The following is a 23,945-nucleotide window of genomic DNA, read 5'->3' as shown; positions in this document are numbered from 1 at the left end:
TGCAAATGTAAACAAACTAAGTACAGTCCGCTAAACTTAGTTATAATGAACAAGTTGGCCTTATTTTTTAAGAAACAGGGTGTGCAATTTTGCACTTTAAAAAATACGGAGGCAAAGCTTAAATCTTTACATTTGCGCTTAATTCAGAAGTTATTGATGGTATGAAGAAAATAGAACTGGAAATAGTTGCGTTGTCGCATAGCATTACTCAAACTCATTCCTATGCTGTGGTATTAGGAGAAGTAAATGGTCTTCGCCGTTTACCTATTGTGATCGGAGGTTTTGAAGCACAGGCAATAGCTGTAGCGCTCGAAAGAATGCAACCCAGCCGCCCTCTCACCCACGACCTTCTGAAGAACTTCATGAATGCCTTCAATGTTGACCTGCAAGAGATCATCATCAACGACCTGCAAGAAGGTATTTTCTATTCAAAATTGGTTTGCATCAGTGAACATGATACAGTAGAAATTGATAGCCGTACCAGCGATGCATTGGCGTTGGCTGTACGCTTTGGTTGCCCGGTATATACATATGATCATATACTTGAAAGTGCTGGTATATTAATGGACGACACCACCGGTGGAACCAAGAAAAAAGCAACCACTACTACCACTACCGAACAAGGCAGCCGCGACGATCTAAGTGGACTATCTTTAGATGAACTGGAAAACCTGCTGAACGAAGTACTGGAGCAAGAAGATTATATCAGGGCTATCTCCATCAGGGACGAGATCAATAAGCGCAAGTAGTTGTAAGACTATACCAGCATTTCGTTTTCATAGCATCATCGTTGCGTCGCAATCACTTCATCTTCAGTTATTCTATTGAGCCACTGGCAACAGGTTCCTATTAGGCAACTAGTTCCATTCAACATCTTTTACACTAATTTGTCGGCATGTTACTTTTTCCTAACTGCAAGATCAACCTGGGGCTGAATATTGTTGCCAAACGCCCGGATGGCTATCATGACCTCGAGACTGTCTTCTTCCCCATCCCGCTCACTGATGTATTAGAAGCAGTTCATGGTACCGGTCAATTTACATCTTCAGGTCTTGCCATCAATGGCGATCCATCTGATAATTTATGTATCAGGGCTTACAACCTTTTGAAGCAGGATTTCCCGCAACTACCACCATTAGATATTCATTTGCATAAGAACATTCCTATGGGTGCAGGACTAGGTGGAGGAAGTAGCGATGGCGCATTCATGTTGCAGCTGTTGAACAAGAAATTCAACCTGCAGATCCCGAACGAAAAGCTGATCGATTACGCTCTACAGTTAGGAAGCGACTGCCCATTTTTCATAATCAATAAACCATGTTTTGCTACAGGTCGTGGTGAAGTGATGACACCTATAGCTTTAGATTTACCCAACTTTCAACTTGTGGTTGTCAATCCTGGTATTCATGTTTCTACACGCGAAGCATTTGCAGGTCTTACACCAAAGCAACCAGTCAAATCAATTAATAAAATTATCCATCAACCAATCGAAACCTGGAAAGATGAATTGATGAATGATTTTGAAGAAACTATTTTTCGGATACACCCACACATACAAGCCATAAAAGAAGAACTCTATAATAAAGGTGCTGTATACGCATCTATGACAGGCACCGGAAGTACAGTTTATGGTATCTTTCCAAAAGGTGTTGCACCTGCCTTTTCTTTCAATAATCATTTTATACAATGGATACAATTGTAAATACCAACCTCGACAGTATCTATTGGGATAACAGGTATCTTGAACAACAAACAGGATGGGATATCGGCTATCCTTCTACTCCACTGAAAGAATATTTTGACCAATTAAAGGATAAAAGCAATTCTATTTTGATACCTGGCTGTGGCAATGCATACGAAGCAGCTTACCTACTTGAACAAGGTTTCACCAATGTAACTTTAGTTGATATCTCACCGGTAGTTACAGCTAAAGTGGCTGAGCAACTGCACCAGTATTTACACCAGCAATTGACAATTATCACTGGAGACTTTTTCCAACTAAAAGGCAATTATGACCTGGTGGTAGAGCAGACTTTTTTCTGTGCAATTGATCCTGCAATTCGTCCGCTTTATGTAAAGAAAGTGAAAGAACTTCTTGCACCAAAAGGTAAAATGGTTGGTGTTTTGTTCAATCGTGATTTTCCTGGAGGGCCACCTTTCGGTGGAAGTAAAGAAGAATACGAACTTCTTTTCAAGGCAGAATTCAGCAATGTGAAGATTGAGCCATGTTACAACTCAATCAAACCCCGACAAGGCTCAGAATTGTTCATTTCTATACAATAAAAAACATGTGACCTTGTGAGCCACATGTTTCAAATCTGATTGGGAATTTTAACCAGCTTACGCTGCTCTTCCTACATGCTTCAGGTACGATACGTGCGACTTGATAGCTGTAGTCATCCTTGGATATTCAACATACTGTATACCGAACTCCTGGCAAGCCTGCTTTATAATCTTGCTGATTTGTGGATAGTGAATATGCGAGATCTTAGGAAACAAGTGGTGCTCTATCTGGAAGTTCAATCCTCCGCAAAACCAGCTGATCACTTTATTTCGGGTAGCAAAATTTGCTGTTGTCTTGATCTGGTGGATAGCCCACTCATCTTCCATTTTACCAGTAGCCTCTGCAGGCATAGGAAAATGCGTATGCTCTACTGTATGTGCCAACTGGAATACAATGCTCAATACAAAACCTGTAACCAATCCCATAGTAAGAAAACCAACCAACCATGGCATGAAACCTACAAAATAAATAGGAATAGCAACAAACAGAACAGCATGAGCCAACTTGTACATCCAGAAAGAAACGTGCTCTGATGTGGTCATTTTACGCAGTGGAATGTTTCCGATCTTTCCAGAGAAGTACTTCTTATAGTCAGTTACGAAAACCCACCATAGGTAAAGTAGAGAATATGCAAATGGGAAATAATAATGCTGGTATTTGTGGATCTTATAATGCTCCTGCTCATCGCAAAGACGCAACAACGGACGCGCTTCAATATCATCATCCACACCAGCAATGTTGGTATAGGTATGGTGAATGATGTTGTGCTTGGTCTTCCACATGTGCTGGCTTGCACCAAGGAAGTTGGCAAAATTAGAAGCCATATCGTTTACCCACTTATAGCGGCTAAAGCTACCATGTGCTCCATCGTGCATAATATTGAACCCAATAGCGGAAATAACAAAACCAAAAAGAGCACTTTCAACTAATGCCAACCAAAGGACAGGCGTGAAAAATACAAGGTGTACATAAAAGCCAACGAACAATAAGAACAAAATGACAGCCTTCGTGTACAACTTAATATTACCTGTTGGCGCTTTGCCTTTTTGATCAAAATAATCTGCAATCCTTTTTTTTAACTCACCGTGAAATGAAACCGGTGTTTTAGGAAATTTTGGAGTAGCCATAGAACTAAGAAACTTGATTTTTTAAAAAACTGGTGATTAGCATGTGTCGTTAGGTTGTATGTTGAATAATTGCATCAAAACTGTTGATCCCAATCATTTTTGAACTGATGTAGCCCTCTGCAAATTTTACGCCTATGCGCTTACCCAGCATCATTGCCCGTGCCTTTACAGCATCCAGGAATTCAGGACTGGATATATAAGTCTGGGGTTCGTTTAAATCAGGATTATGGAACTGTGTTTTGTAACACAATACAGATTCAATCTTTTGGTCGTGGTATTCAGAAATATCGAAAACAAAATCGGGTTGCAGAAAACGATCTTGCAGGTAATGAAATACGTATTTGGGTCGCCAAGCTTCCTGCGGTTTTCCGTCTACAAAAGTTTCTATCTTCCGCAGTCCACTAAGGAATGCAGCGTCTGAAACTAATTGTGAACTTCGGCCATGATCCGGATGGCGATCCTCAGGAGCGTTGCATAATATGATCTCGGGTTGGTACTTGCGAATGATGGTAATTACCCTGCGTTGGTGAGCCTCGTCGTTTTGAAAAAAACCATCTGCCATTTGCAGATTCTCACGAACACTAACGCCTAAAACTTTAGCAGCATTATCAGCTTCTTCTTTCCTTGTATGGATTGTACCCCTGGTACCTAATTCACCTTGTGTAAGGTCTACTATGCCTGCTTTTTTTCCTTGAGCAATTGAAGAAAGTATTGTTCCAGCACAACCTAATTCTACATCATCGGGATGAACACCAAAAGCCAGGAGATCCAATTTTAAATCCATACTGCGAGCCGCTTATAAGAGAGTGCAATGTAATGGAATTAAGCGGTAGGATTTGTTAACTGAGATAAATAGGGGAAAACTTAATCACTTTTAACTTCATGAGTTTGAATGTTAAAAACTATCAAGTGTTAGCTTCTGTGGCCATACATGCGCTCCACATCCTGCACAATAAATTCTATCTCACGGTCTTTTTCTTGTGGCTCGTAATTCTGTTTAAGGCTACTGCCTAGCACAACAGCTATTGTTTGCCAAAAGCCGGCAGTGAAACCACCTTTATATTCCTGGATGATATTGTAGCAATTATTGCCAGTCTCACGGTAGATCAATTTCATTAGAACCTTTCCCTGGTAAACAGAAAGGTTGGTGATCTTATCAGCAAACTCTCTCTTCAGGTCTTTTTCTCTTGCCTTTATGATGGACCTCCGTTTATCCTTATCTGTTACACCCACCAGTTGAGCATTTACTTCATTCATTACCTTACCTGCCGCCTTAGCATATGGATAGGTAACATAAACAGCATTGCGTAACCTGGTCCACTCCCTCCAGTACTTGCGCCATTTTTCATGCATCTTGGTCATTACGTGCACATCGTACATACGGCCTCCAGGAATGGTGTCGCCATCTACAACAAATGCATATACTTGCAAAGTATCGTTAGGTGAACGTTGTGCCCGGGCAGTTAGAAATGCCAGGTGGAAGGCCAGGAGGAAAAATATGAAGGGTTTTATTTTCACGTCGGTAGCAACTGTAAATTATGGTATTCTCACTAATGTTTTATTCCAGCATGAGATATAAAGTAACCACAATCGTTGTTATGAGTTTTATAATGTTCATTGCCTGCAACGGACCCACAGAGCAGGTGGACGATATACAGTTTCAACAACAACTGGACTCGGCGGCTAGCGCTTCTATAGACTCAGCTTATAAAGTGATACAGGCAGAATGCCAGGAGAAAATACAATTGCAACTTCCGGTATTAATTGATTCTATTTTAAAAGCAGACAGCTTAAGCAAATGAGAAAGCTTCTACTGATAATGATCGTGTTCATGCAAGCTTGCTCCTTAGATGAAACGGCAAAAGAACGCGCTGAAGCGGTGAATGAAATGCATGAAAAAGTGGAACGTGTGATTGCTGATGTAAGGGAACACTGCGACAGCACTTTGTACCAAATGGCAAAGCATAAAGCAGACTCCATTAAAATCAGCAGGCAGAAAAAAAGGAACAGGTAAATTAACCTACCAACTCACTGGTTTTAGAAGCAGGCACAGTGCGTTTAGATGGATGTTTACCATGTTTAACCCTGTACACAATGCTCATAATAAAACCAATAAGCATTACCACTATTCCTAGCCACAGCACGTTAATGAAAGGGAACTCGTAAGCTTTCAGCGTTACAAAATCCAACACACCTGAAGTTTCGCGTACACCAATTTCTAATAAACCTTTTTCCTGGTCTTTAACCCCTGAAAAATTAACCACCAGGCTCTGGGCCATTACCGTATCAGGTACCAGGAACACCTGCCCATTTGATACTTGCAACAATGGCTGCGCAGTGAAACGATTACCTTCTTTTGAAATGATGGACATGTTCAAAGCCAGCGCTGTATCCTGTGGAGTAAATGCATATTTACCACTTGATGGATTTACCACCACTTTATCAATGATGATGATACCTTTTGAATAGAACAGCGTATCGCCTATGCGCACATTTGAACTCTTAAAAGTAGAAGTATCCTGTGCTTTGATTTTTGTAGGATCACCGAGGAAAGTGAGATAAGTGAATATATCCTTGTGCCAGTAATGGCGCGCATCAGGATTAGGCGTTACACCCTCCTGACCTTTATTATTTTCAATGATGTCAGGATAAAGGCTGAACTTCTCATCACTGTTTTTCTTTGCAAAATCGATTTGATAGTAGCGTTTTCTATCCCTGTTATTCAGGCTGTCACCAACATAGGTAACCATGTATTTTCCCATGTCTGTAGCCACACCTTTTATCAGGGTAATGTTTTCCAACGGGCTTTCTTTGTCACCCATCTTTAGCGGAGACATTCCCGTGGTATTGTAGCTAAGTACGGTTTTCTTACTGGAAGAAATAAGAATACCAACCAGTATCAATCCAAAACCAATATGTGCTACAGAAGCGCCTGCTGCCTTCATTTTACCTTTAAAACCAGCCCATATATAAGTAGTATTGGCAACTACTGCATATATAGCAGCAAATATTGCAAGGTGAATAGCTACTAAAAATCCAACTCCATTTTTCTCATAGCCAATACCGCCCCAAATGCTAATGCTTAAGCTGATTATCAGCGCAATAAGCGTTGGGATTGTCAGCCTTTTGAAGAAGTAGGCTTTAGGAGTGTCTTTGTACTTCAGGTATTGGGTGATAGCTGTTAGTAAGCCAATGATGATAGCAACAAAAATCTGCACCTGGTTGTGAAAACCTTCCGGATCCTCGCCCATGGCCCAATTGGTACCGATAATCTTATTGATAACAGGTAAAGAGGTAGTAACAATAATAACCATTGAAGAAAGGAACAATACCAAAGAACCGAGGAACATCCAGAACTCGCGGCTATAGGTATTTTCTTCTTTTACAATGGTTGGAATATCCTTTCTTCTTATAAAGTATAAAATCATTGCCGGAACAAAGAATACCAACATAAAAGCCACCAGCTGCACATTCATACCCAGGTCGGTAAAGGCATGCACAGAAGTATCGCCCAATACACCACTACGCGTAAGGAAGGTGGAGTACAATACAAAAACAAACGCCAGTATGTAAAAGATATAAGTGCTCTTTAACGAGTATCCACTGCTTCTGAATATCAGGTTGGTGTGAAAACCAGCGATCAAGATCAGCCATGGAACCAAAGAAGCATTTTCTACAGGATCCCATGCCCAGTAGCCTCCAAAGGTCAAACTTTCATAAGCCCATGCAGCTCCCATCATAATACCTACACCTAGTGTTGCTGCTGAGAACGCTGCCCAAGGAATAGCTGGTTTGGTCCATCCTTTATGATCTTTTAGCCATAAACCTGCCATTGCATAAGCAAAAGGAATAAGCGTGGAGGCAAAACCCAGGAACAAAACAGGAGGATGTATTACCATCCAATAGTTCTGCAGCAAAGCATTCAGGCCGTTTCCATCTTTTACAAATTCCAGGTAATTAGGCTGCGAGAATATAGGCGCATCCTGCATTTCGTTTCTCAGTAAAACATATGGGCTGCTTCCTACTTTGAACCCAAAGAAATAAATACCCAGCAGCATGGTAGCAAGCGTAAACTGCATGAAGCTCACAACAGTCATCACAGGTGCTTCCCACCTGCCCGCTTTCCAAATGATGATCCAGCCTAATACGCAATGCCAAAAGCTCCATAGCATGAAGCTACCTTCCTGCCCTTCCCAGAAACAACTTAGCAGGTACTCTACCTGCAGCGCACGGCTGCTATGTTGCCATGCATATTTGTATTCAAACAGATGATTGGAAATGATATAATACAGCGTAACAAAGAGCGCCAGCACAGATATTGTTTCCAATAAAAATGCAATGCGAGCTATTCTTAGCCAGCCGGTTCTTTCTTCAGTAGGCAAGCGATTGGTTGTCTTGAAGAAGGCAATAGTGGCAACAAGTGATGCCACCAAACTTAATATTGCAAAGAAGTGACCGAGCTTCCCCGGTAACAAATGTTCACCAACAAATTCCATTGTAAAAATTTAGTCTGTCTATGGTTGGGTAGATGCAGTTCCCAGTTCTTTTCCAGCTGCATTCATATCGTCCTTATACTTGCTAGGGCATTTCAGCAGAATGCTTTGACATTCAAAATGGTCTCCCTGAACTTTACCTTTTAGCACCAGCCTTTCGCTTTTCTCCATATCGGTAGGCTTGGTATTATTGTATATAACCTTAATGCTGTTGCCTAAAGAGTCTACAGCGGTAAAAGCAAGAAGATTTGGATTCTTAACAGGATCGTACTGCAAAGAATTAGGTTCCATTTTAGCAATCAGGTGTACAAACTTGCCGGGCTTTTCTTTAGCTGAAGTAACGGTATCGTATGTAGTGACATCGCCCATAAAACTGATAAGAACTGCGATGGCTATTGCAATGAAAACTAGTAAAATGATGTGGGTCTTCTTCATCAATGTTTGGTTTCGGCTGCAAATGTAGTTGAAAAACTGCTGGAAGAAGATGACCATTATCCTGTCAATTGTTAAAACCTATATAAGGGGCAGTATAGGCTTATCCACTCATTGTACTTATATGTTATACTTGATAAAGTGAGCTTAAATAATCTTCATTGACCATCGGCAATAGCCAAATGGCCTAACTTGCACCGCGTTTAAAAAACTCAAATGGCAGATCTATCTTCATTCGATCCCAATTTAGCAGGCAATCCCAACAACAACATTTTTGGGCTTCCATTTACGGAAGAGGAATCTCAACTTGTTTTACTTCCTGTTCCCTGGGAGGTAACGGTAAGTTTTGGTGCAGGTACAAGCCGTGCAGCTGACCAGATTTTCAAAGCTAGTCTACAGGTAGACCTTTACGACCCGGATGTAAAAGATGGTTGGAAAGCTGGTTTCTTCATGCGGCCGGTAGACAAGAAAATTCTATTGAAAAGCGATTACCTGCGTAAAGAAGCTGAACTGTACATTGATTACATATCAAAAGGTGATGATGTAAACCAGAACAAGTTCATGACCAAAAGCCTGAAGGAAATTAATGAAGGCAGCAAGTTCTTGAACAACTGGGTGTACGAGCAAACCAGCGAGCTGTTGAATAATGGCAAATTGGTAGGACTGATAGGTGGAGACCATAGCACGCCGCTGGGTTTCATGAAAGCTATCGCTGAAAAACATGGCGACTTTGGTGTTTTACAAATAGATGCTCACAATGACCTAAGGAAAGCATACGAAGATTTTACTTATAGCCATGCTTCCATCATGTACAATGCGCTGGAAGAAATACCTCAGCTAAAATCGCTGGTTCAAGTGGGTATCCGCGACTACTGCAGCGAAGAGTTTGACTACATTGGCAACAGCGACCAACGTGTTTACAGCTACTTCGATCAAACGATAAAAGAAAGGCAATACGAAGGAGAAACCTGGAAGAGCATAGTAGAAGAGATTGTATCACGCCTGCCACAAAAAGTGTATATCAGCTTTGATATTGATGGGTTAGATCCAAAGCTTTGCCCGAATACAGGCACACCGGTTGCTGGTGGTTTTGAAGCTGACCAGGTAAATTATCTTTTCAAAAAAGTAATAGAAAGCGGACGCAAGCTGGTTGGTTTTGACCTGGTAGAAGTAGGTGTAGGAGAAAATTCAATGGATGCAAACGTAGGTGCCCGTATGCTGTTCAAGCTGTGCAACCTAATGATAAAGAGTAATAGCTAAAGATGGTATACGATTTCGTAATAACACTTAAGCGACCAGATTACCGGTTAGCCGACCAGGTTAGCCAGCTGATGTATGTGTTTGCCATTGTAGTATTCAGCTATTTTTTTTACCTGCACCGTCAAGCGGGCATAGCTTACCTGGTAGCCGCTGTACTTATAGCAATTATTTGGATTTGGAAGAGATTCGAAAAACGAATAGATAAGTTGGCGTACTACAGGCTGGGACTATTTATAGCTGCACTGGCTTGGATTGGCATTGGCCCGGAGAGTAACTTTTGGATGTTTGGCTTGTATGTAGTGGCTGGGCTGCTTGAAAAGCAGGTCAAATTCCCCCAGGAGATCGGGTTTTCAAAAGAAGAGATTGCTTTCAATTCTTTTCCTAAAAAACAGACGATACAATGGAGCGAACTAAATAACGTGGTTTTAAAAGATGGACTGATAACCATTGACCATAAAAGCAACAAACTGGTACAAAAAGAAGTGGATGAAGATGTATTGCCGGAACTAGAAGCAGAATTCAACCAGTATTGCAGGGAGCAACTCGATAAAGATGCTGTTTCCATAAACCAAGGCGAGTAAGAATTCACCTCAGCCTCACCATTACCAACTGCAGAACAAGACCAGCTATTGAGCTCCGTCTATTCGTTTATAATTAGAAAGTAGAAAATGCTAGAACAGTCACCATATATTTTATACTCCGATGGCAACGGGAACATATTTGAGGATACTACCTTGTATGTTACCGGCCGCACCGGTTGGGATGCTTTACCAATACCTGAAGATGAATGGATAGAGTTGCCACAGGGCGGCCAGTTGTATGAATTGCCCGGCCGCCGCGGAATTGGTATAGATGTACTTACCGGCGAGATGCGTCTTTGTGAGAAAGGTTGGGCTGTAGCCGCATTCATTCCACCAGCACATACTGGCTTTTACCTGGCAGCTTACGAAACAGCGCCCGATGCTCCTACCCTTCCTTTATTCTGCTATACCGCCGCAGGATGGTTGAATGATAAAACATATGTTCCTGCAACTCGTATAGAAAATGATATCCGCCAGGACTGCGATGGTTATGATCAGAACCTGGTAGAAAGCGGTGTTCATGAAACGCTGAAGCACTTCCCGCACAACAGGCTGGTTCAGCATCTTGCTAACAACTGTGCGCTTACTTATCAATGTCCGGCAGCGCGTAATTTCTTTTTAGGCCGTTGGGAATGTCCCATTCCTTCTTCGCCTGCCTGTAATGCTAATTGCATTGGCTGTATCTCTTTCCAACCAGAAGATGAAACAATCGTGAGCACGCAGGATCGTTTAACTTTTAAACCTACTGCAGAAGAGATAGTGGAATATACCGTTCCGCACCTGGAAACAGCTCCTTATCCTATAGTAAGTTTTGGCCAGGGCTGCGAGGGCGAGCCGCTGTTGATGTGGCAAACCATTCGTGAGTCTATTATCGAGATCAGGAAGCATACCACAAAAGGCAGCATCAACATCAATACGAATGGATCGAAACCAGATGCCGTAAAAGCTCTATGTGAAGTGGGTCTTGACAGTATACGTGTAAGCCTGAACAGCGTGCGCAAGCATATTTACGAAAGCTACTACTGCCCCAACAATTACGCCTTTGAAGATATTATAGAAAGCCTACGTGTAGTGAATAGCTACGGAGGCTGGACGAGTATCAATTACTTTGTTTTTCCAGGTATGACCGACAGCGTAGAAGAATATGAAGCACTGCGTGAAGTGATCAGGAGTACCGGGTTGAAGATGATACAATGGCGGAATTTTAATATTGATCCTGATTGGTACCTCGGAAAAATTAAGGTGACAGATACTGGTGAATGTATTGGTGTAAAACAGATGCTGGAACTAATCCGCGAAGAATTTCCTGATCTGAAATACGGATACTTCAACCCGCCAATGGAGCGTATCAAAGGGAACTTTGAGTCAGATTTCGCACATCACTAATCACGCTTCGCTACGATTGCCTGCTATATAGAAGAAATCATCTGTAGACTCTCAAACGCATGTATGCAGGCTAACTGCAAATGAACTTTTATGTCGGAACTGTCGCGCAAGCAGTTATATATTGGTGCATCAATGGCATTACTTGCCGCTATTATATGGGCAGGTAATTTCTTAGTTTCAAAAGGAGTTGCTGATATCATTCCTCCGGTCAGCCTTGCTTTTTATCGCTGGTTTACAGCCAGCATTTTCATTATTCCCTTTGGCGCCGGCACACTAAAGAAGGAAGTGCCTGTAATAAGAAAGAACCTAAGGCTGTTACTTTTTGCTGCCCTTACAGGTGTAGCCGTCTTCAATACATTTATTTATATAGCTGGTCATTACACTTCAGCTATCAATATGGCTTTAATAGGAACCACTTCTTCACCTGTGTTTGTCATCATCATTTCTGCCATTTTTCTTAATGTAAAGATCAGGTTAATCCGGGTGTTTGGTCTGCTGTTTTGCATAGCAGGTATACTGGTTCTTTTATCAAAAGGAAGTTGGGAAACCCTTACCGCCTTTCGTTTTGCCGTAGGCGATCTGTGGGTTTTAGCGTCAGCGCTTTCTTTTGCCATATACAACATATTGGTAAAAAGAAAACCTGCTGGGTTATCATCTGTCAATTTCCTGAAGGCGATCTTCTGGTTAGGAACGCTAATGATCCTGCCGTTTTTTATAGCAGAAAGAAGTATGATGCCACCTATTCAATGGTCAACAGATCTGCTGCTGATTATTCTTTATCTCGGTCTCGGCACTTCCGTTACTTCTTTCCTTTTGTGGAATGCAGCCATACATAAACTTGGTTCAGTTCGTACTGCATTGTTCGGAAACCTGATACCCATTTTTGCAAGCATTGAAGCTATCTGGATATTAGGTGAAAGCCTCACCATCTTTCACTTCATTGCAGGCGGATGCGTGGTGATAGGACTTATACTGGCAAACTCACGCAAGGCCAATCAATCTCAACCCACTATAAAGCAATCATGAGTACGGACATAATCATTTTATTATGCATCGCAGCATTTGCAGCTGGTTTTATTGATGCAATAGTTGGTGGTGGCGGTTTAATACAAACACCTGCGGGGCTTGTTCTATTACCGGCACTTCCGGTAGCCACAGTTATTGGTACGCTTAAAATACCTGCTTTTAGCGGCACAGCGTTGGCCAGTTTACAATACATGCGTAAAGTGCCAATCAAGTGGAAGCTGATGGCGCTCATGTCGATAATTGCTTTTACAGCCGCTTACTTAGGCTCTACCCTACTTAGCAAAGTTCATAACGATTTTATGAAGCCTGTGCTGCTGGTAATACTAATTGTGGTAGCTGTTTATACTTATTCAAAAAAGAACTTTGGCACCCATACAGAAAAGGATCATTCTTTCATGGAGCAGATTTGGTTTTCTGTACTTATAGCAGTAGTAATCGGTTTCTACGATGGCTTTATTGGGCCCGGCGCCGGAAGTTTTTTAGTCCTTGCCTTCATCTCTTTATTGGGTTTTGATTTTCTTAAAGCCAGTGCACACGCTAAGCTGGTGAACCTTGCTACCAACTTAGGTTCTATTGTTTTCTTTCTCGGCAGCGGCAAAATCATTTTTGCGATAGCTATTCCAATGGCTATAAGTAATGCGGTAGGTGCAACTATTGGTGCCCGGCTGGCTATTATGAAAGGCAACAAGTTCATACGCGTCTTCTTCCTGGTGATCGTAATCGGCACGATCCTGCGTTTTGCATATGAAGTCTTTTTTAAATAAAATGTACCAAGCAGAAACTTAATGAGCGTGATTAGCAGGTGCAGCTTCTATTCTTAACCTTATTTTATGCGGCTATGTGCATAGCGGCGTTCTTATTCCACTAATTTTCAACATAGATACCTGCTGGGTTAGACACTCAATACATTTGTTATGTTGAATTACGGAAATATGCACACAGCTTTTGAAAAAGAAAAGAATATAAAGGCGCTGTCGTACACAGCTACTGTTTGTATCCTTGTGTTCATTATTTTCTTCTTTGCCCAATGGCAACTGCCCGCTATTCCTAAACCTGAATTTGAAGAAGGTATAGAAGTGAACCTTGGAAACAGTGACGAAGGTCTTGGTGATATAGCGCCTATGGTTCCTGGAGAACAATCAACAGAAACCGAAAATAATTATACGCCACCTCCTACTTCGCAGGCTGTACCGGAAGAACAGAATATACAGGGTGATGAGAACGAAGCTGAAGATGCGCCTGTAGTAAATAATACACCTAAGCCAGTTGTAAATAAACCTGTTGTTCCGCCTGCTAACCCGGTGATAAATAAACCAAGGCAACAGGCAACTCCGGTTTCTAATCCTACACCTGCACCACCATCACCCAAAGCTGTTTATAAAGGTGGCACATCAAACGGTCCGGGAGGAAACAATGCTGACTCATATAACGGCGTTCGCAACCAGGGTATAGCCGGTGGTAGCGGTGACCAGGGAAATCCAAATGGCAACCCCAACAGTGACAGCTATAAAGGCAATGCATCCAGCGGTAATAGCGGTGTTAGAATAAGAAGCGGTCTTAGCGGCAGAAGATTTACCAGGCTTCCATCGTTTGAAGATGAGTTTAATGAGAATGCGAAAGTTGCTGTAGATATTGTAGTAGACAAAGATGGTAATGTAGTTTCCGCTACTGTTAATCCTAGAGGAACAACAACTACGAACGCTAACATACGTTCTATTGCAACGCGCAAGGCCCGCCAGCTAAAACTTAATGCAGGTGCTGAAGACGAACAATCAGGAACTATTCTTTTCGACTTTAAACTAAGAGGATAACTTATAGAGGCTAATTAATAATAACCCACTCAACACAGCCGTAGCTTAGAAACTACGGCTGTTCTTTTTTAAAGCAGTATCAGGCATCGTATAAAAAACTTCCACCTTACGTTAGTGCTCTAAATCCTACTGCTGTCCAGAAATTTCCCCGAAAACAGCTTAAAAACCTCCACCAGCAAGGCTTTTACCAGCTTTTCTCCTGAAGAAGAAGAAGAAACCTGTGCCAAACTATAGGCATACAATTTTTACTATACCGTCCATACCTATATTCTTAGAACTAAACATTATACTATGGAGGTAACAAAAAGTTTCACTAACCAGGCAGCTAAACAGGAAAATAATCTTTCTACCGAAACACCATCTACTATTGTTTGCTTCTCCCATTTACGATGGGATTTTGTTTATCAGAGACCACAGCATCTGTTATCAAGGTTCGCAACCATGTATTCTGTGTACTATGTAGAGGAACCCGTCTTTGATGCCAAAGGTGAACCGACGGTTACTTTCACTTCTAAATCAGATAAGCTATGGGTGGTTGTTCCGCACCTTCCGGAAGGCACATCACCTGAAGATGCTATCCTATTACAAAAGCAGTTACTAGATAAATTTTTACGTAAGCGGAAGAGCCAGGATTTACTTTTCTGGTACTATACACCAATGGCGCTCAAGTTCTCAGGCCATTATAAAGCCGCCTTCACAGTTTACGATTGTATGGATGAGCTTAGCCACTTCAAATTTGCTCCGCCTGAACTTACACAATTAGAAGACCAACTTTTGGAGCGTGCAGACATAGTTTTCACCGGCGGACATTGCCTGTATGAGTATAAGAAAGACAGGCATAAAAACATCTTCCCTGTTCCAAGCAGTATTGATAAAAAACATTTTGAACAGGCTCGCACTACCAAAGAAGAACCTGAAGATCAGAAGAATATCCAAGGGCCTAAACTTGGATTTTACGGAGTAATAGATGAAAGGTTTGATATAGAACTGATAGGCGAAATGGCGGAAAAACGCCCTGAGTGGCAGTTTGTATTGTTAGGCCCGGTGGTTAAAATAGATCCTGCTACTCTTCCCAGAAATAAGAACATACACTACCTCGGCGGCAAAAGCTACGAGCAGTTACCACTGTATGTTTCAGGTTGGGATGTAGCCTTGATCCCTTTCATGCTAAATGATGCAACAAGGTTCATCAGTCCTACAAAAACACCAGAATACCTGGCTGCAGGAGTACCTGTAGTTTCTACCGGTATCCGCGATGTAATACGCCCATATGGCGAAGCAGGCATTGTAAAAATTGCCACAGGCGCCGATGAGTTTATAGAGGCAGCGGAAAATTACATCCAGATGGATCGAACAAACTGGCTTCCTGAAGTAGATGAATTCCTAAAAGATAATAGCTGGAGCAACACATTCATGGGCATGCACAAGAATATCATGGCTACCATCGAGGCTAATAATAAAAACTAAAAACAACAACTATGTACGACTTCTTAATAGTAGGTGCTGGCTTTGCAGGCAGTGTCCTTGCCGAAAGACTGGCATCTGTATCAAACAAAAAGGTTCTGATCATTGATAAAAGAAATCATATTGGTGGGAACGCCTATGATTACTACAATGAGGATGGGATTTTAATTCATAAATATGGTCCTCACATTTTCCACACGAATTCTGCCGAGGTATTTAATTACCTGAGCAAGTTTACTTCGTGGAGAAACTACCAGCACAAAGTGTTGGCCGTTGTAGATGGTCAGTTGCTACCTATTCCTATCAACCTGAATACTATTAATAAGTATTATGGGCTTAATCTTAATAGCCTGGAGGTAGAGGAGTTTTTAGCATCACGTGCTGAAAAAGTTTATCCTATTAAAACTTCTGAAGACGTAGTAGTTAGTAAGGTGGGAAGAGAATTGTATGAGAAGTTTTTCCGTGGGTATACACGCAAGCAATGGGATCTGGATCCATCTGAACTGGACGCATCTGTTACCGCAAGGGTACCAACCCGCACAAACAAAGACGACCGTTATTTTACTGATACATACCAGGCAATGCCACAACATGGCTATACAAAGATGTTTGAGAAGATGCTATCGCATCCAAACATTAAGATCATGCTTAACACCGACTACCAGGAGGTAATAAACGAGGTAAATTATAAGAAACTGATCTTCACAGGCCCAATTGATGAATATTTCGATTATCAATATGGTAAACTGCCTTACCGTTCTCTTCGGTTCAAGTTTGAAACACTTGAGGAAAAGCAGTTCCAGGAAACAGGCACCATTAACTATCCAAATGATTATGCATTTACCCGTATCACTGAATTCAAGCACTTAACCGGGCAAAAGCACGATAAAACAACTTTAGTATACGAATTCCCTGAAGCCACAGGCGATCCATATTATCCAGTACCACGTCCGGAGAATGACCTGTTGTACAAGAAATATGCAGCCCTGGCCAACAAGCTTACCAATACCTATTTTGTTGGAAGATTAGCTACCTACCGCTATTATAATATGGACCAGGTAGTAGCACAAGCCTTAACTACTTACAAGAAGATAATGCAACAAGAATTGTCAACGAAAGTAGCATCAGATGGTGAAGGATTACTGGAAAGGAATTGATATCTGGGGTGGAATTGAATGTTCTTTCAACCGGGTAGAAGACAACTATATGGATCAGCTACAATTGGCTGGTCATTATCATCGTAATGATGATATTGAAAGAATAGCTGAACTAGGTATTAAGGCTTTAAGGTATCCCGTATTATGGGAGAAACATCAACCAACAGAGGGTGGAACGATAGACTGGCGCTTTGCTGAAAAGCAATTGCATAAGATTCAACAGGCAGGAATAGAACCAATAGTAGGACTGGTACACCATGGCAGTGGTCCTCGATATGCCAGCTTTTACGATCAGACATTTGAAAAAGGACTTGCCACCTATGCAGCAGAAGTAGCGGCTCAGTTTCCCTGGGTTACTCATTATACCCCGGTAAATGAGCCGCTTACTACTGCTCGTTTCTGTGGCTTGTATGGCATCTGGTTCCCTCACGGCACAAATGACACCACTTTTCTAAAAGTACTTCTAGCTGAATGCAAAGGAACTGTACTGGCCATGCAAGCCATCAGAAAAATAAATCCTGCAGCTAAACTTGTACAAACAGAAGATTTAGGCAAAACACATAGCACTCCACTCTTAAAATACCAGGCAGATTTTGAGAACCATCGTAGGTGGTTGTCATTTGACCTGCTGTGTGGTAAGGTAAACCCGCAGCATCCACTATGGAATTACCTGATGAAGGCAGGAATAACTGCTAAAGAACTTGATTTTTTTATTGAAAATCCTTGTCCACCAGATGTAATGGGTATTAATCATTATATCACTTCTGAAAGATTTTTAGATGAACGTTTAGAACACTATCCGCAGCATACGCATGGTGGCAATGGCAAACATCAATATGCAGATGTAGAGGCAGTTCGTTTAAAAGAAGAATGTCTTGCAGGTCCTAAACAGTTGCTACTGGAAACATGGCAGCGATACCAACTACCCATAGCAGTTACAGAAGTACACCTACATTGTACACGCGAAGAACAATTACGCTGGTTCAACTATGTTTATTCTGCTGCCGGTGATGCAAAACAGGATGGTGCAGACATTAGAGCTGTTACGGCCTGGGCTGTATTAGGTTCTTTTGATTGGTGTAGCCTGCTAACAAAACCAAGCGGCGTTTACGAAGCAGGACTTTTTGATATTCGTGGTCCTCATCCACGCCCTACTGCACTTACAAAACTGGTAAGCAAATTAGCTAAAGGTGAAAGTTTTACTCACCCCACACTGGCAGAAAAAGGCTGGTGGAACAGGCCATGCAGGGTTATTTATTTTGGTGACAGTAAAGAAGAAACAATGACTACTATACCCCATGAACAGGACACCCGGCCATTGCTTATAATTGGAAAGGCAGGAACTTTAGCACAGGCATTCAGCAGGGTTTGTAAAGCTCGTGCTATACATCATGTAGCCATTGGTAGAAATGATGTGAACATTCTGGATCCGCAGGCACTGGAGCGTGTGATACAACAATACAATCCCTGGGCAGTTGTTAATACTGCAGGTTATGTACGTGTAGACGATGCGGAAGAAGAATGTGATAATTGCTTTGACATCAACACTCTGGCCCCGGAATATATGGCTGCCATCTGCCATAAATTAGGGATACATTTCACCACGTTTAGCAGCGATCTTGTCTTTGATGGTAAAAAGAATACGCCTTACCTGGAGAGTGATGTGGTAGGTCCACTAAACATTTATGGGCAGAGCAAAGCCTTGGCTGAAGAAAAAGTTATGAAAGCCAATCCTTCCGCTTTGGTGATCAGAACTAGTGCATTCTTTGGCCCGTGGGATCAATACAACTTTGTATACTTTGTTCTTAATTCTCTTAAGAATAACCAGGAAATGACGGTAGCAAAAGATCTCACCATTTCACCTACCTATGTTCCTGACCTGGTTAATACCACTCTAGATCTGCTGATAGATGAAGTAAGCGGCATATGGAATATCAGCAACCATGCTGAAGTAAGCTGGCTAGAACTGGCCGAGCAAGTAGCAGATCGTTCGGGGCATAAAAAGAATAAACTGGTAGGAATGCCGGTCTCTGAAATGGGCTGGAAAGCACCGCGTCCTGCATATACCGCCATGACCACTGAAAAAGGTTTTCTTCTTCCCTCCCTTGATGATGCACTAGGTAGGTTTATGAAAGAGCAGGAAACACTGGTGCTTTAAATGATAGATATCAAAGCCAACAATTTTTAAAACAAAAACAGCCGGTTCAGGCTGTTTTTACTTTTACAAAGAATGTAGTAGACTCTACTCCACAACCGCTTTACGGCGAGAAAAATAATGTATCTCTTCTTCAAGATTAATATGCGGGTATTTCAGTTGAAACTGTTTCGCCTTTTCTAAAAAGCTACGCAAGAAATTCTGGTGTGCCTCAGTACCAGGCTGAAAGGGTTTATGCTTATATGCTGTCACGATCTTTTTTATTTCCTCCATCATTGCCTGCGAATCCTCATCAATATAACTAGCTATAAACTTTTGAAACACGAACTCTGTTGCTGGATAATTTGGATGCACAAGATCAACATCATAGAACCTGTAGTCTCTTAAAACATCAATCACCAGTTCATAAGCAGGAAAATAATGCAGCCGATCGAATTTATTAACCATGTGATGCACCGCCTCTATCAGCCGCGCCTTGCTCCGGTTGTTTTCTACCACCCCATCGCGTATATGACGCACAGGACTGATGGTAAATATGATCTGTAGCTTATTGTTGAAATGAAACAGCCGGTGCATACAATTGTCCAATGCTGTCACTATCTCTTCTATAGTTAATAAATGCTTGCCGAAGTACTGCGCCGGAGCACGATGGCAATTGGCAACCGGTACACCAGATTCAGAAAGCCTGTAAGAAAAAGCAGAACCTAATGTGATGATGAGCCAATCAGCATCTTTTAGAAACTCATGTGCTTGCTGCTGAGCCTGGTTGATATTCATCAATACTTCAGCTGCATCCATTCCTGAAAAAATAGAATGATGGTTCCAGCTTTGCCAAAGCTCATTTAAGTAAAACAGGTCATCCTTGTTATATGGCTTGTTCTCAATATAATTTACCAGGTTCGTCGTAACGCTTACCGGGTCAAAAAGAATTCCGCTTGGATTTTGCTTCATGCAAAACTTAACATCTTCCAGCTTCTTACCTATCTGTTCAGTGAAACAAGAACCTACCAACATCAGCTTGTCACTGTAATTGATCTTTCGTCCTGGTGACTTGATGTCTATATCCAGCATCATTTTCATAACATAAAGCTTTAGTTACACAAAAATTTCTGCAGCAAGCTGAAGACTCTTGTGCAATGCCTCTTCTTCCAGGTCAATTTTATAACCTTTAGTCCTGCAGTATTCTACGATGGTCTCCGTCTTCATGTTACCAACCAATTCATCTTTTGCCATGGGACATCCTCCTATTCCTTTCAATGCACCATCAAAACGAGTGCAGCCTGCATCAAGAGCCGCTTGCAGTTTAGCTTCTAAGGTGGATGAGGTGCTATGAAGGTGTACACCAATTTCAGTACCCGGGTAAGCAGGCAATAAAGATTTTAACGCAGTTGTTATTTGAGACGGTGTAGCCACGCCCACAGTATCTGAAAGTGATAGCACACGCACATCTTTTTTCACCATCTCCTCCGCCCAATTCAGTAGCACGCCTTCATTATATTCATCACCGTAAGGATTTCCAAAACCCATGCTCAGGTAAATTACCAATTGCTTGTTGTGCCTGGTGCATAGCTCCTGTATCTCGTCTACGCGTTGCACACTTTCTTCTATATTGCTATTGGTATTTCGCAATTGAAAAGTAGGAGAAATGGAAAATGGATAACCAATAAAACTCACCTCATCAAATTGAACCGCCTGTTCAGCTCCACGTTTGTTGGCTACTATAACCAAAAGTTTTGTTCTGGAATTATGAAGTTGAAGTTTTGGTAAAACCTCGGCTGTATCCGCCATTTGGGGTATAGCCTTTGGCGAAACAAAACTTCCGCAATCAAGCGTATGGAAGCCAACCTGCAATAGCGTGTTGAGGTAATATATTTTATCTTCTGTAGATATCGGCTTTGGCCACCCCTGCATAGCATCGCGTGGACATTCTATTATTTGCAGCATGTTTCAAACTTTCAGAAGGAGTTCAGGAATTAAACTTATAAAGCAATTCGCTGGAATTGGCACCAATTACATTCTTTGTTTCATGGCTTCATACAAGATCATTCCTGCAGCAACTGATACATTCAATGATTCAAAATCTCCTTTCATTGGGATCTTAAATTGCTCATCGCAAATCTTCATCAAAGCAGGATAAATTCCTTTGTCCTCGCTGCCCATTACTATAGCTGCGGGCTCAGATAGAGGTAAATCAAAAACATTGGTAGAAGCTTTCATTTCGCTTGCATATACTTTAATGCCGTTCAGGTGCAGCTCGTCTACAGCTTTCATAAGGCTGTTCACACGGCAGATGGCAATTTGTTCAAGTGCTCCTGCTGATGTGGCTATAGCATCATCGTTCAGTGCACCCACACCTTTTTCTGGAATGATGATAGCCTGTACACCACAGCAAAATGCAGTTCGTGCTATTGCGCCAATATTGCGCACATCAGTTATACCATCCAACATCAGAAACAATGGCGTTTCCCCATTATCTACTACAAAAGAGATCACCTCCTGGAGGTCCTGGTATTTTATTTTTGAGATAACAGCAATGCAGTTGCCGTGATTGCTGACATTGAAACTGTTCAGTTTTTCTACCGGAACTTTATTTATAGGCACTTGCTTATCGGAAGCAAGTGCTCTTATTTCATCTATCTCCGGTCCGTGTACAGTGGAAGAAAGATAAATTCGATCAAGGTATTTGCCTGTTTTCAGAGCATCTATAACCTTGTCTTTTCCAACTATCAAAAGATTTTTCTTTGGACGCTGGCGATTATTCTGGTGACGAAAATTCATGGTGCAAAAATAACGGTATTAAAATCTATATGCTGCGCAACAACAATCAATTAGCGGCTGATCTTTCCCTGTAGCATGAGAAGTTTTACCTTTTGTATTGCTGCTACCGCCATTGCATCAGTTATCAATCCATCTTCCACCATCTGGTAGGCTTCTTCAAACGGAAGTTTCTTCACCACTAATTGTTCGGTTTCTTCAGGCATAGCTTCCTCTTGTGTAAGGTTGCGTGCCAGGAACAGGATGGCCAGTTCATCGCTAACTGAATTTGATAAATATAATTGACCGAGCTCAGTCCATTCACCCGCTACCAAGCCTGTCTCTTCCTTCAATTCTCGTTTAGCTGACTCAATAGGATCCACATCCAAAGCTCCCCCACCTTCCGGAATTTCCCAGCTATATGCATCAATTGTAAATCGATATTGCCCTACCAGGTAAGTATTCCAATCTTCATCCAACGGCAGTATACCAATGGCTTTGTTTTTAAAATGAACTTTACCATAAATACCCGCATTTCCCGAAGGATTTATTACATCGTACTCGGTAAGCCGGATCCATTTGTTATCGTATACCTGCTTCTCAGAAACTATCTTCCAGGGGTTGTAATTTTCATCTATCATGACAGAAATTGAAAATATGATTTACAAAAAAACCTCCCTTTCAGGAGGTTCTATATTATATTAATTGAAACGGCTTAAACACCAAATGCTTTACGCACCTTATTTACATAGTCAAGTTTTTCCCATGTAAACAGTTCCACTTTCACTTGCTTTACTTTTCCATTAGGCATCACAAATTCTTTCACTTTCACTTCAGGCTGCCTTCCCATGTGACCATAAGCAGCAGTTTCGCTGTAGATAGGGCTTCTTAGTTTCAGGCGTTGCTCAATGAAGTAAGGACGCATATCAAAAACACCTTCTACCACTTTAGCGATTTCGCTATCGGTCATGTCCACCTTAGCTGTGCCGTAAGTATTTACATAAATGCTTGTAGGTTGTGCTACACCAATAGCGTAAGAAACCTGCACAAGTACTTCATCGCAAACGCCTGCAGCCACCAGGTTTTTAGCTATATGACGTGTTGCATAAGCAGCACTTCTATCAACCTTGCTCGGATCTTTTCCGCTGAATGCTCCACCACCATGCGCACCTTTACCACCGTAAGTATCTACAATGATCTTACGACCTGTAAGTCCGGTATCACCATGTGGTCCACCAATTACGAATTTACCAGTTGGGTTGATGTGGTATTTAATATCGTTGTTGAAAAGCTTTGCGTACTTCTTGTACTTGCTCTTCACTCTTGGTATCAAAATGTTGATGATGTCAGCCTTTATCTTTTCTAACATCTTAGGCTCTGTATCAAAATCATCGTGCTGTGTAGAAACAACGATCGCATCGATACGAACTGGCTTATTGTCATCATTGTATTCTAAAGTAACCTGGCTCTTTGCATCAGGACGCAGATATTTGATCTGCTTGTTCTCCCTGCGCAAAGCTGCCAGTTCAATCAGAAGTTTATGAGAAAGATCAAGTGCCAGTGGCATATAATCTTCAGTTTCATTTGTTGCATAGCCAAACATCATTCCCTGGTCGCCGGCACCTTGCTCTTCTTTTACCTGCCTGTCTACACCCTGGTTAATGTCAGATGATTGTTCGTGAATAGCAGAAAATACACCACAGCTGTTTGCCTCAAACATATATTCACTCTTGGTATATCCTATTTTACGGATAACACCACGAGCAATTTCCTGGACATCGAGGTAAGCTTTACTCTTCACTTCTCCGGCTAATACAACCTGTCCTGTTGTTACAAGTGTTTCGCACGCTACTTTACTTTGAGGATCAAAAGCAAGAAAATTATCTATCAATGCATCACTGATCTGGTCAGCTACTTTATCAGGATGTCCTTCAGAAACACTTTCTGATGTAAATAAATAAGGCATAAAAACAGTTGATGGTATTTTTTTAAAAGTTGCGCAAATATATGGTGAA

Annotated in this window: 24 protein-coding genes; 14 read left to right on the top strand and 10 right to left on the bottom strand. The window is 41.6% G+C overall.

The window, feature by feature from the left end; genetic code table 11:
- The first annotated feature begins 161 nt into the window (after positions 1 to 161).
- The 3 genes from J4N22_RS08740 (at position 162) to J4N22_RS08730 (ending at position 2,283) form a co-directional block, all read left to right on the top strand.
- The gene (locus J4N22_RS08740) at positions 162 to 749 is read left to right on the top strand and encodes a bifunctional nuclease family protein (protein ID WP_207493544.1); all 588 of its coding nucleotides are present in this window, start codon (positions 162 to 164) and stop codon (positions 747 to 749) included.
- Positions 750 to 895: 146 nt separating this feature from the next.
- Entirely contained in the window at positions 896 to 1,702 is an 807-nt protein-coding gene (ispE, locus tag J4N22_RS08735; protein ID WP_207493543.1) for a 4-(cytidine 5'-diphospho)-2-C-methyl-D-erythritol kinase, read from the top strand.
- Positions 1,687 to 2,283 carry a methyltransferase gene (locus tag J4N22_RS08730; protein WP_207493542.1) on the top strand — a complete coding sequence of 199 codons (597 nt, stop codon included), beginning with the start codon at positions 1,687 to 1,689 and terminating at the stop codon, positions 2,281 to 2,283. The genes ispE and J4N22_RS08730 overlap by 16 nt, the downstream gene beginning before the upstream one ends.
- 57 nt (positions 2,284 to 2,340) lie before the next feature.
- Here the strand turns inward: J4N22_RS08730 and J4N22_RS08725 are convergent, their stop codons facing one another.
- The 3 genes from J4N22_RS08725 to J4N22_RS08715 form a co-directional block, all read right to left on the bottom strand.
- Positions 2,341 to 3,411, bottom strand: coding sequence for a fatty acid desaturase family protein (locus J4N22_RS08725; protein ID WP_207493541.1), 1,071 nt, complete (start codon positions 3,409 to 3,411; stop codon positions 2,341 to 2,343).
- A gap of 49 nt (positions 3,412 to 3,460) precedes the next feature.
- A complete protein-coding gene (gene bshB1 / locus J4N22_RS08720; protein ID WP_207493540.1) occupies positions 3,461 to 4,195 on the bottom strand; it encodes a bacillithiol biosynthesis deacetylase BshB1 in 735 nt (244 codons plus the stop codon).
- Positions 4,196 to 4,323: 128 nt separating this feature from the next.
- Positions 4,324 to 4,929 (bottom strand): DUF4294 domain-containing protein, encoded by a 606-nt coding sequence (locus J4N22_RS08715; protein WP_207493539.1) that lies wholly within the window; start codon positions 4,927 to 4,929, stop codon positions 4,324 to 4,326.
- A gap of 80 nt (positions 4,930 to 5,009) precedes the next feature.
- Between J4N22_RS08715 and J4N22_RS08710 the strand changes: the two genes are divergently transcribed.
- A complete protein-coding gene (locus J4N22_RS08710) occupies positions 5,010 to 5,213 on the top strand; it encodes a hypothetical protein (protein WP_207493538.1) in 204 nt (67 codons plus the stop codon).
- On the top strand, positions 5,210 to 5,425 hold the full coding sequence (locus J4N22_RS08705) for a hypothetical protein (protein ID WP_207493537.1): 216 nt from the start codon (positions 5,210 to 5,212) through the stop codon (positions 5,423 to 5,425). Before J4N22_RS08710 ends, J4N22_RS08705 begins: the two co-directional genes overlap by 4 nt.
- Before the next feature lies 1 nt (position 5,426).
- Here the strand turns inward: J4N22_RS08705 and ccsA are convergent, their stop codons facing one another.
- Complete coding sequence (ccsA, locus tag J4N22_RS08700; protein ID WP_207493536.1) at positions 5,427 to 7,907, bottom strand: cytochrome c biogenesis protein CcsA; 2,481 nt, start codon at positions 7,905 to 7,907, stop codon at positions 5,427 to 5,429.
- Between the two features lie 18 nt (positions 7,908 to 7,925).
- The gene (locus tag J4N22_RS08695) at positions 7,926 to 8,339 is read right to left on the bottom strand and encodes a cytochrome c maturation protein CcmE domain-containing protein (RefSeq protein ID WP_207493535.1); all 414 of its coding nucleotides are present in this window, start codon (positions 8,337 to 8,339) and stop codon (positions 7,926 to 7,928) included.
- A gap of 213 nt (positions 8,340 to 8,552) precedes the next feature.
- On the opposite strand from J4N22_RS08695, the gene J4N22_RS08690 reads away from it, so the two are divergent.
- From J4N22_RS08690 to J4N22_RS08650, 9 genes are all read left to right on the top strand, one after another.
- Positions 8,553 to 9,596, top strand: coding sequence for an agmatinase family protein (locus J4N22_RS08690; RefSeq protein WP_207493534.1), 1,044 nt, complete (start codon positions 8,553 to 8,555; stop codon positions 9,594 to 9,596).
- Positions 9,597 to 9,598: 2 nt separating this feature from the next.
- Complete coding sequence (locus J4N22_RS08685) at positions 9,599 to 10,177, top strand: hypothetical protein (RefSeq protein WP_207493533.1); 579 nt, start codon at positions 9,599 to 9,601, stop codon at positions 10,175 to 10,177.
- An 87-nt stretch (positions 10,178 to 10,264) separates the two neighbouring features.
- Complete coding sequence (locus tag J4N22_RS08680) at positions 10,265 to 11,563, top strand: radical SAM family protein (protein WP_207493532.1); 1,299 nt, start codon at positions 10,265 to 10,267, stop codon at positions 11,561 to 11,563.
- A gap of 90 nt (positions 11,564 to 11,653) precedes the next feature.
- Positions 11,654 to 12,589 (top strand): DMT family transporter, encoded by a 936-nt coding sequence (locus J4N22_RS08675; RefSeq protein WP_207493531.1) that lies wholly within the window; start codon positions 11,654 to 11,656, stop codon positions 12,587 to 12,589.
- Positions 12,586 to 13,353 carry a TSUP family transporter gene (locus tag J4N22_RS08670; protein ID WP_207493530.1) on the top strand — a complete coding sequence of 256 codons (768 nt, stop codon included), beginning with the start codon at positions 12,586 to 12,588 and terminating at the stop codon, positions 13,351 to 13,353. Before J4N22_RS08675 ends, J4N22_RS08670 begins: the two co-directional genes overlap by 4 nt.
- Before the next feature lie 150 nt (positions 13,354 to 13,503).
- Entirely contained in the window at positions 13,504 to 14,400 is an 897-nt protein-coding gene (locus J4N22_RS08665; RefSeq protein ID WP_207493529.1) for a hypothetical protein, read from the top strand.
- Between the two features lie 291 nt (positions 14,401 to 14,691).
- Complete coding sequence (locus J4N22_RS08660) at positions 14,692 to 15,867, top strand: glycosyltransferase family 1 protein (protein WP_207493528.1); 1,176 nt, start codon at positions 14,692 to 14,694, stop codon at positions 15,865 to 15,867.
- A gap of 11 nt (positions 15,868 to 15,878) precedes the next feature.
- Entirely contained in the window at positions 15,879 to 17,021 is a 1,143-nt protein-coding gene (gene glf, locus J4N22_RS08655) for a UDP-galactopyranose mutase (protein ID WP_207493527.1), read from the top strand.
- Positions 16,993 to 19,179, top strand: a complete 2,187-nt coding sequence (locus J4N22_RS08650) for a family 1 glycosylhydrolase (RefSeq protein WP_207493526.1) — start codon at positions 16,993 to 16,995, stop codon at positions 19,177 to 19,179. Before glf ends, J4N22_RS08650 begins: the two co-directional genes overlap by 29 nt.
- Positions 19,180 to 19,263: 84 nt before the next feature.
- Here the strand turns inward: J4N22_RS08650 and J4N22_RS08645 are convergent, their stop codons facing one another.
- From J4N22_RS08645 to metK, 5 genes are all read right to left on the bottom strand, one after another.
- On the bottom strand, positions 19,264 to 20,256 hold the full coding sequence (locus J4N22_RS08645; RefSeq protein ID WP_207493525.1) for a GSCFA domain-containing protein: 993 nt from the start codon (positions 20,254 to 20,256) through the stop codon (positions 19,264 to 19,266).
- 15 nt (positions 20,257 to 20,271) lie between these two features.
- Complete coding sequence (locus J4N22_RS08640) at positions 20,272 to 21,120, bottom strand: hydroxymethylglutaryl-CoA lyase (RefSeq protein ID WP_207493524.1); 849 nt, start codon at positions 21,118 to 21,120, stop codon at positions 20,272 to 20,274.
- Between the two features lie 66 nt (positions 21,121 to 21,186).
- A complete protein-coding gene (rlmB, locus tag J4N22_RS08635) occupies positions 21,187 to 21,954 on the bottom strand; it encodes a 23S rRNA (guanosine(2251)-2'-O)-methyltransferase RlmB (protein ID WP_207493523.1) in 768 nt (255 codons plus the stop codon).
- Between the two features lie 50 nt (positions 21,955 to 22,004).
- Positions 22,005 to 22,571: an NUDIX domain-containing protein gene (locus J4N22_RS08630; protein ID WP_242692099.1), complete on the bottom strand. Its 567-nt coding sequence runs from the start codon at positions 22,569 to 22,571 to the stop codon at positions 22,005 to 22,007.
- Positions 22,572 to 22,645: 74 nt separating this feature from the next.
- Positions 22,646 to 23,896: a methionine adenosyltransferase gene (gene metK / locus J4N22_RS08625; RefSeq protein WP_207493522.1), complete on the bottom strand. Its 1,251-nt coding sequence runs from the start codon at positions 23,894 to 23,896 to the stop codon at positions 22,646 to 22,648.
- Positions 23,897 to 23,945: the final 49 nt, after the last annotated feature.

It is taken from the genome of Aridibaculum aurantiacum, assembly GCF_017355875.1.
GTDB lineage: Bacteria > Bacteroidota > Bacteroidia > Chitinophagales > Chitinophagaceae > Segetibacter > Segetibacter aurantiacus.
This window is presented reverse-complemented; position numbering and strand designations above follow the sequence as displayed.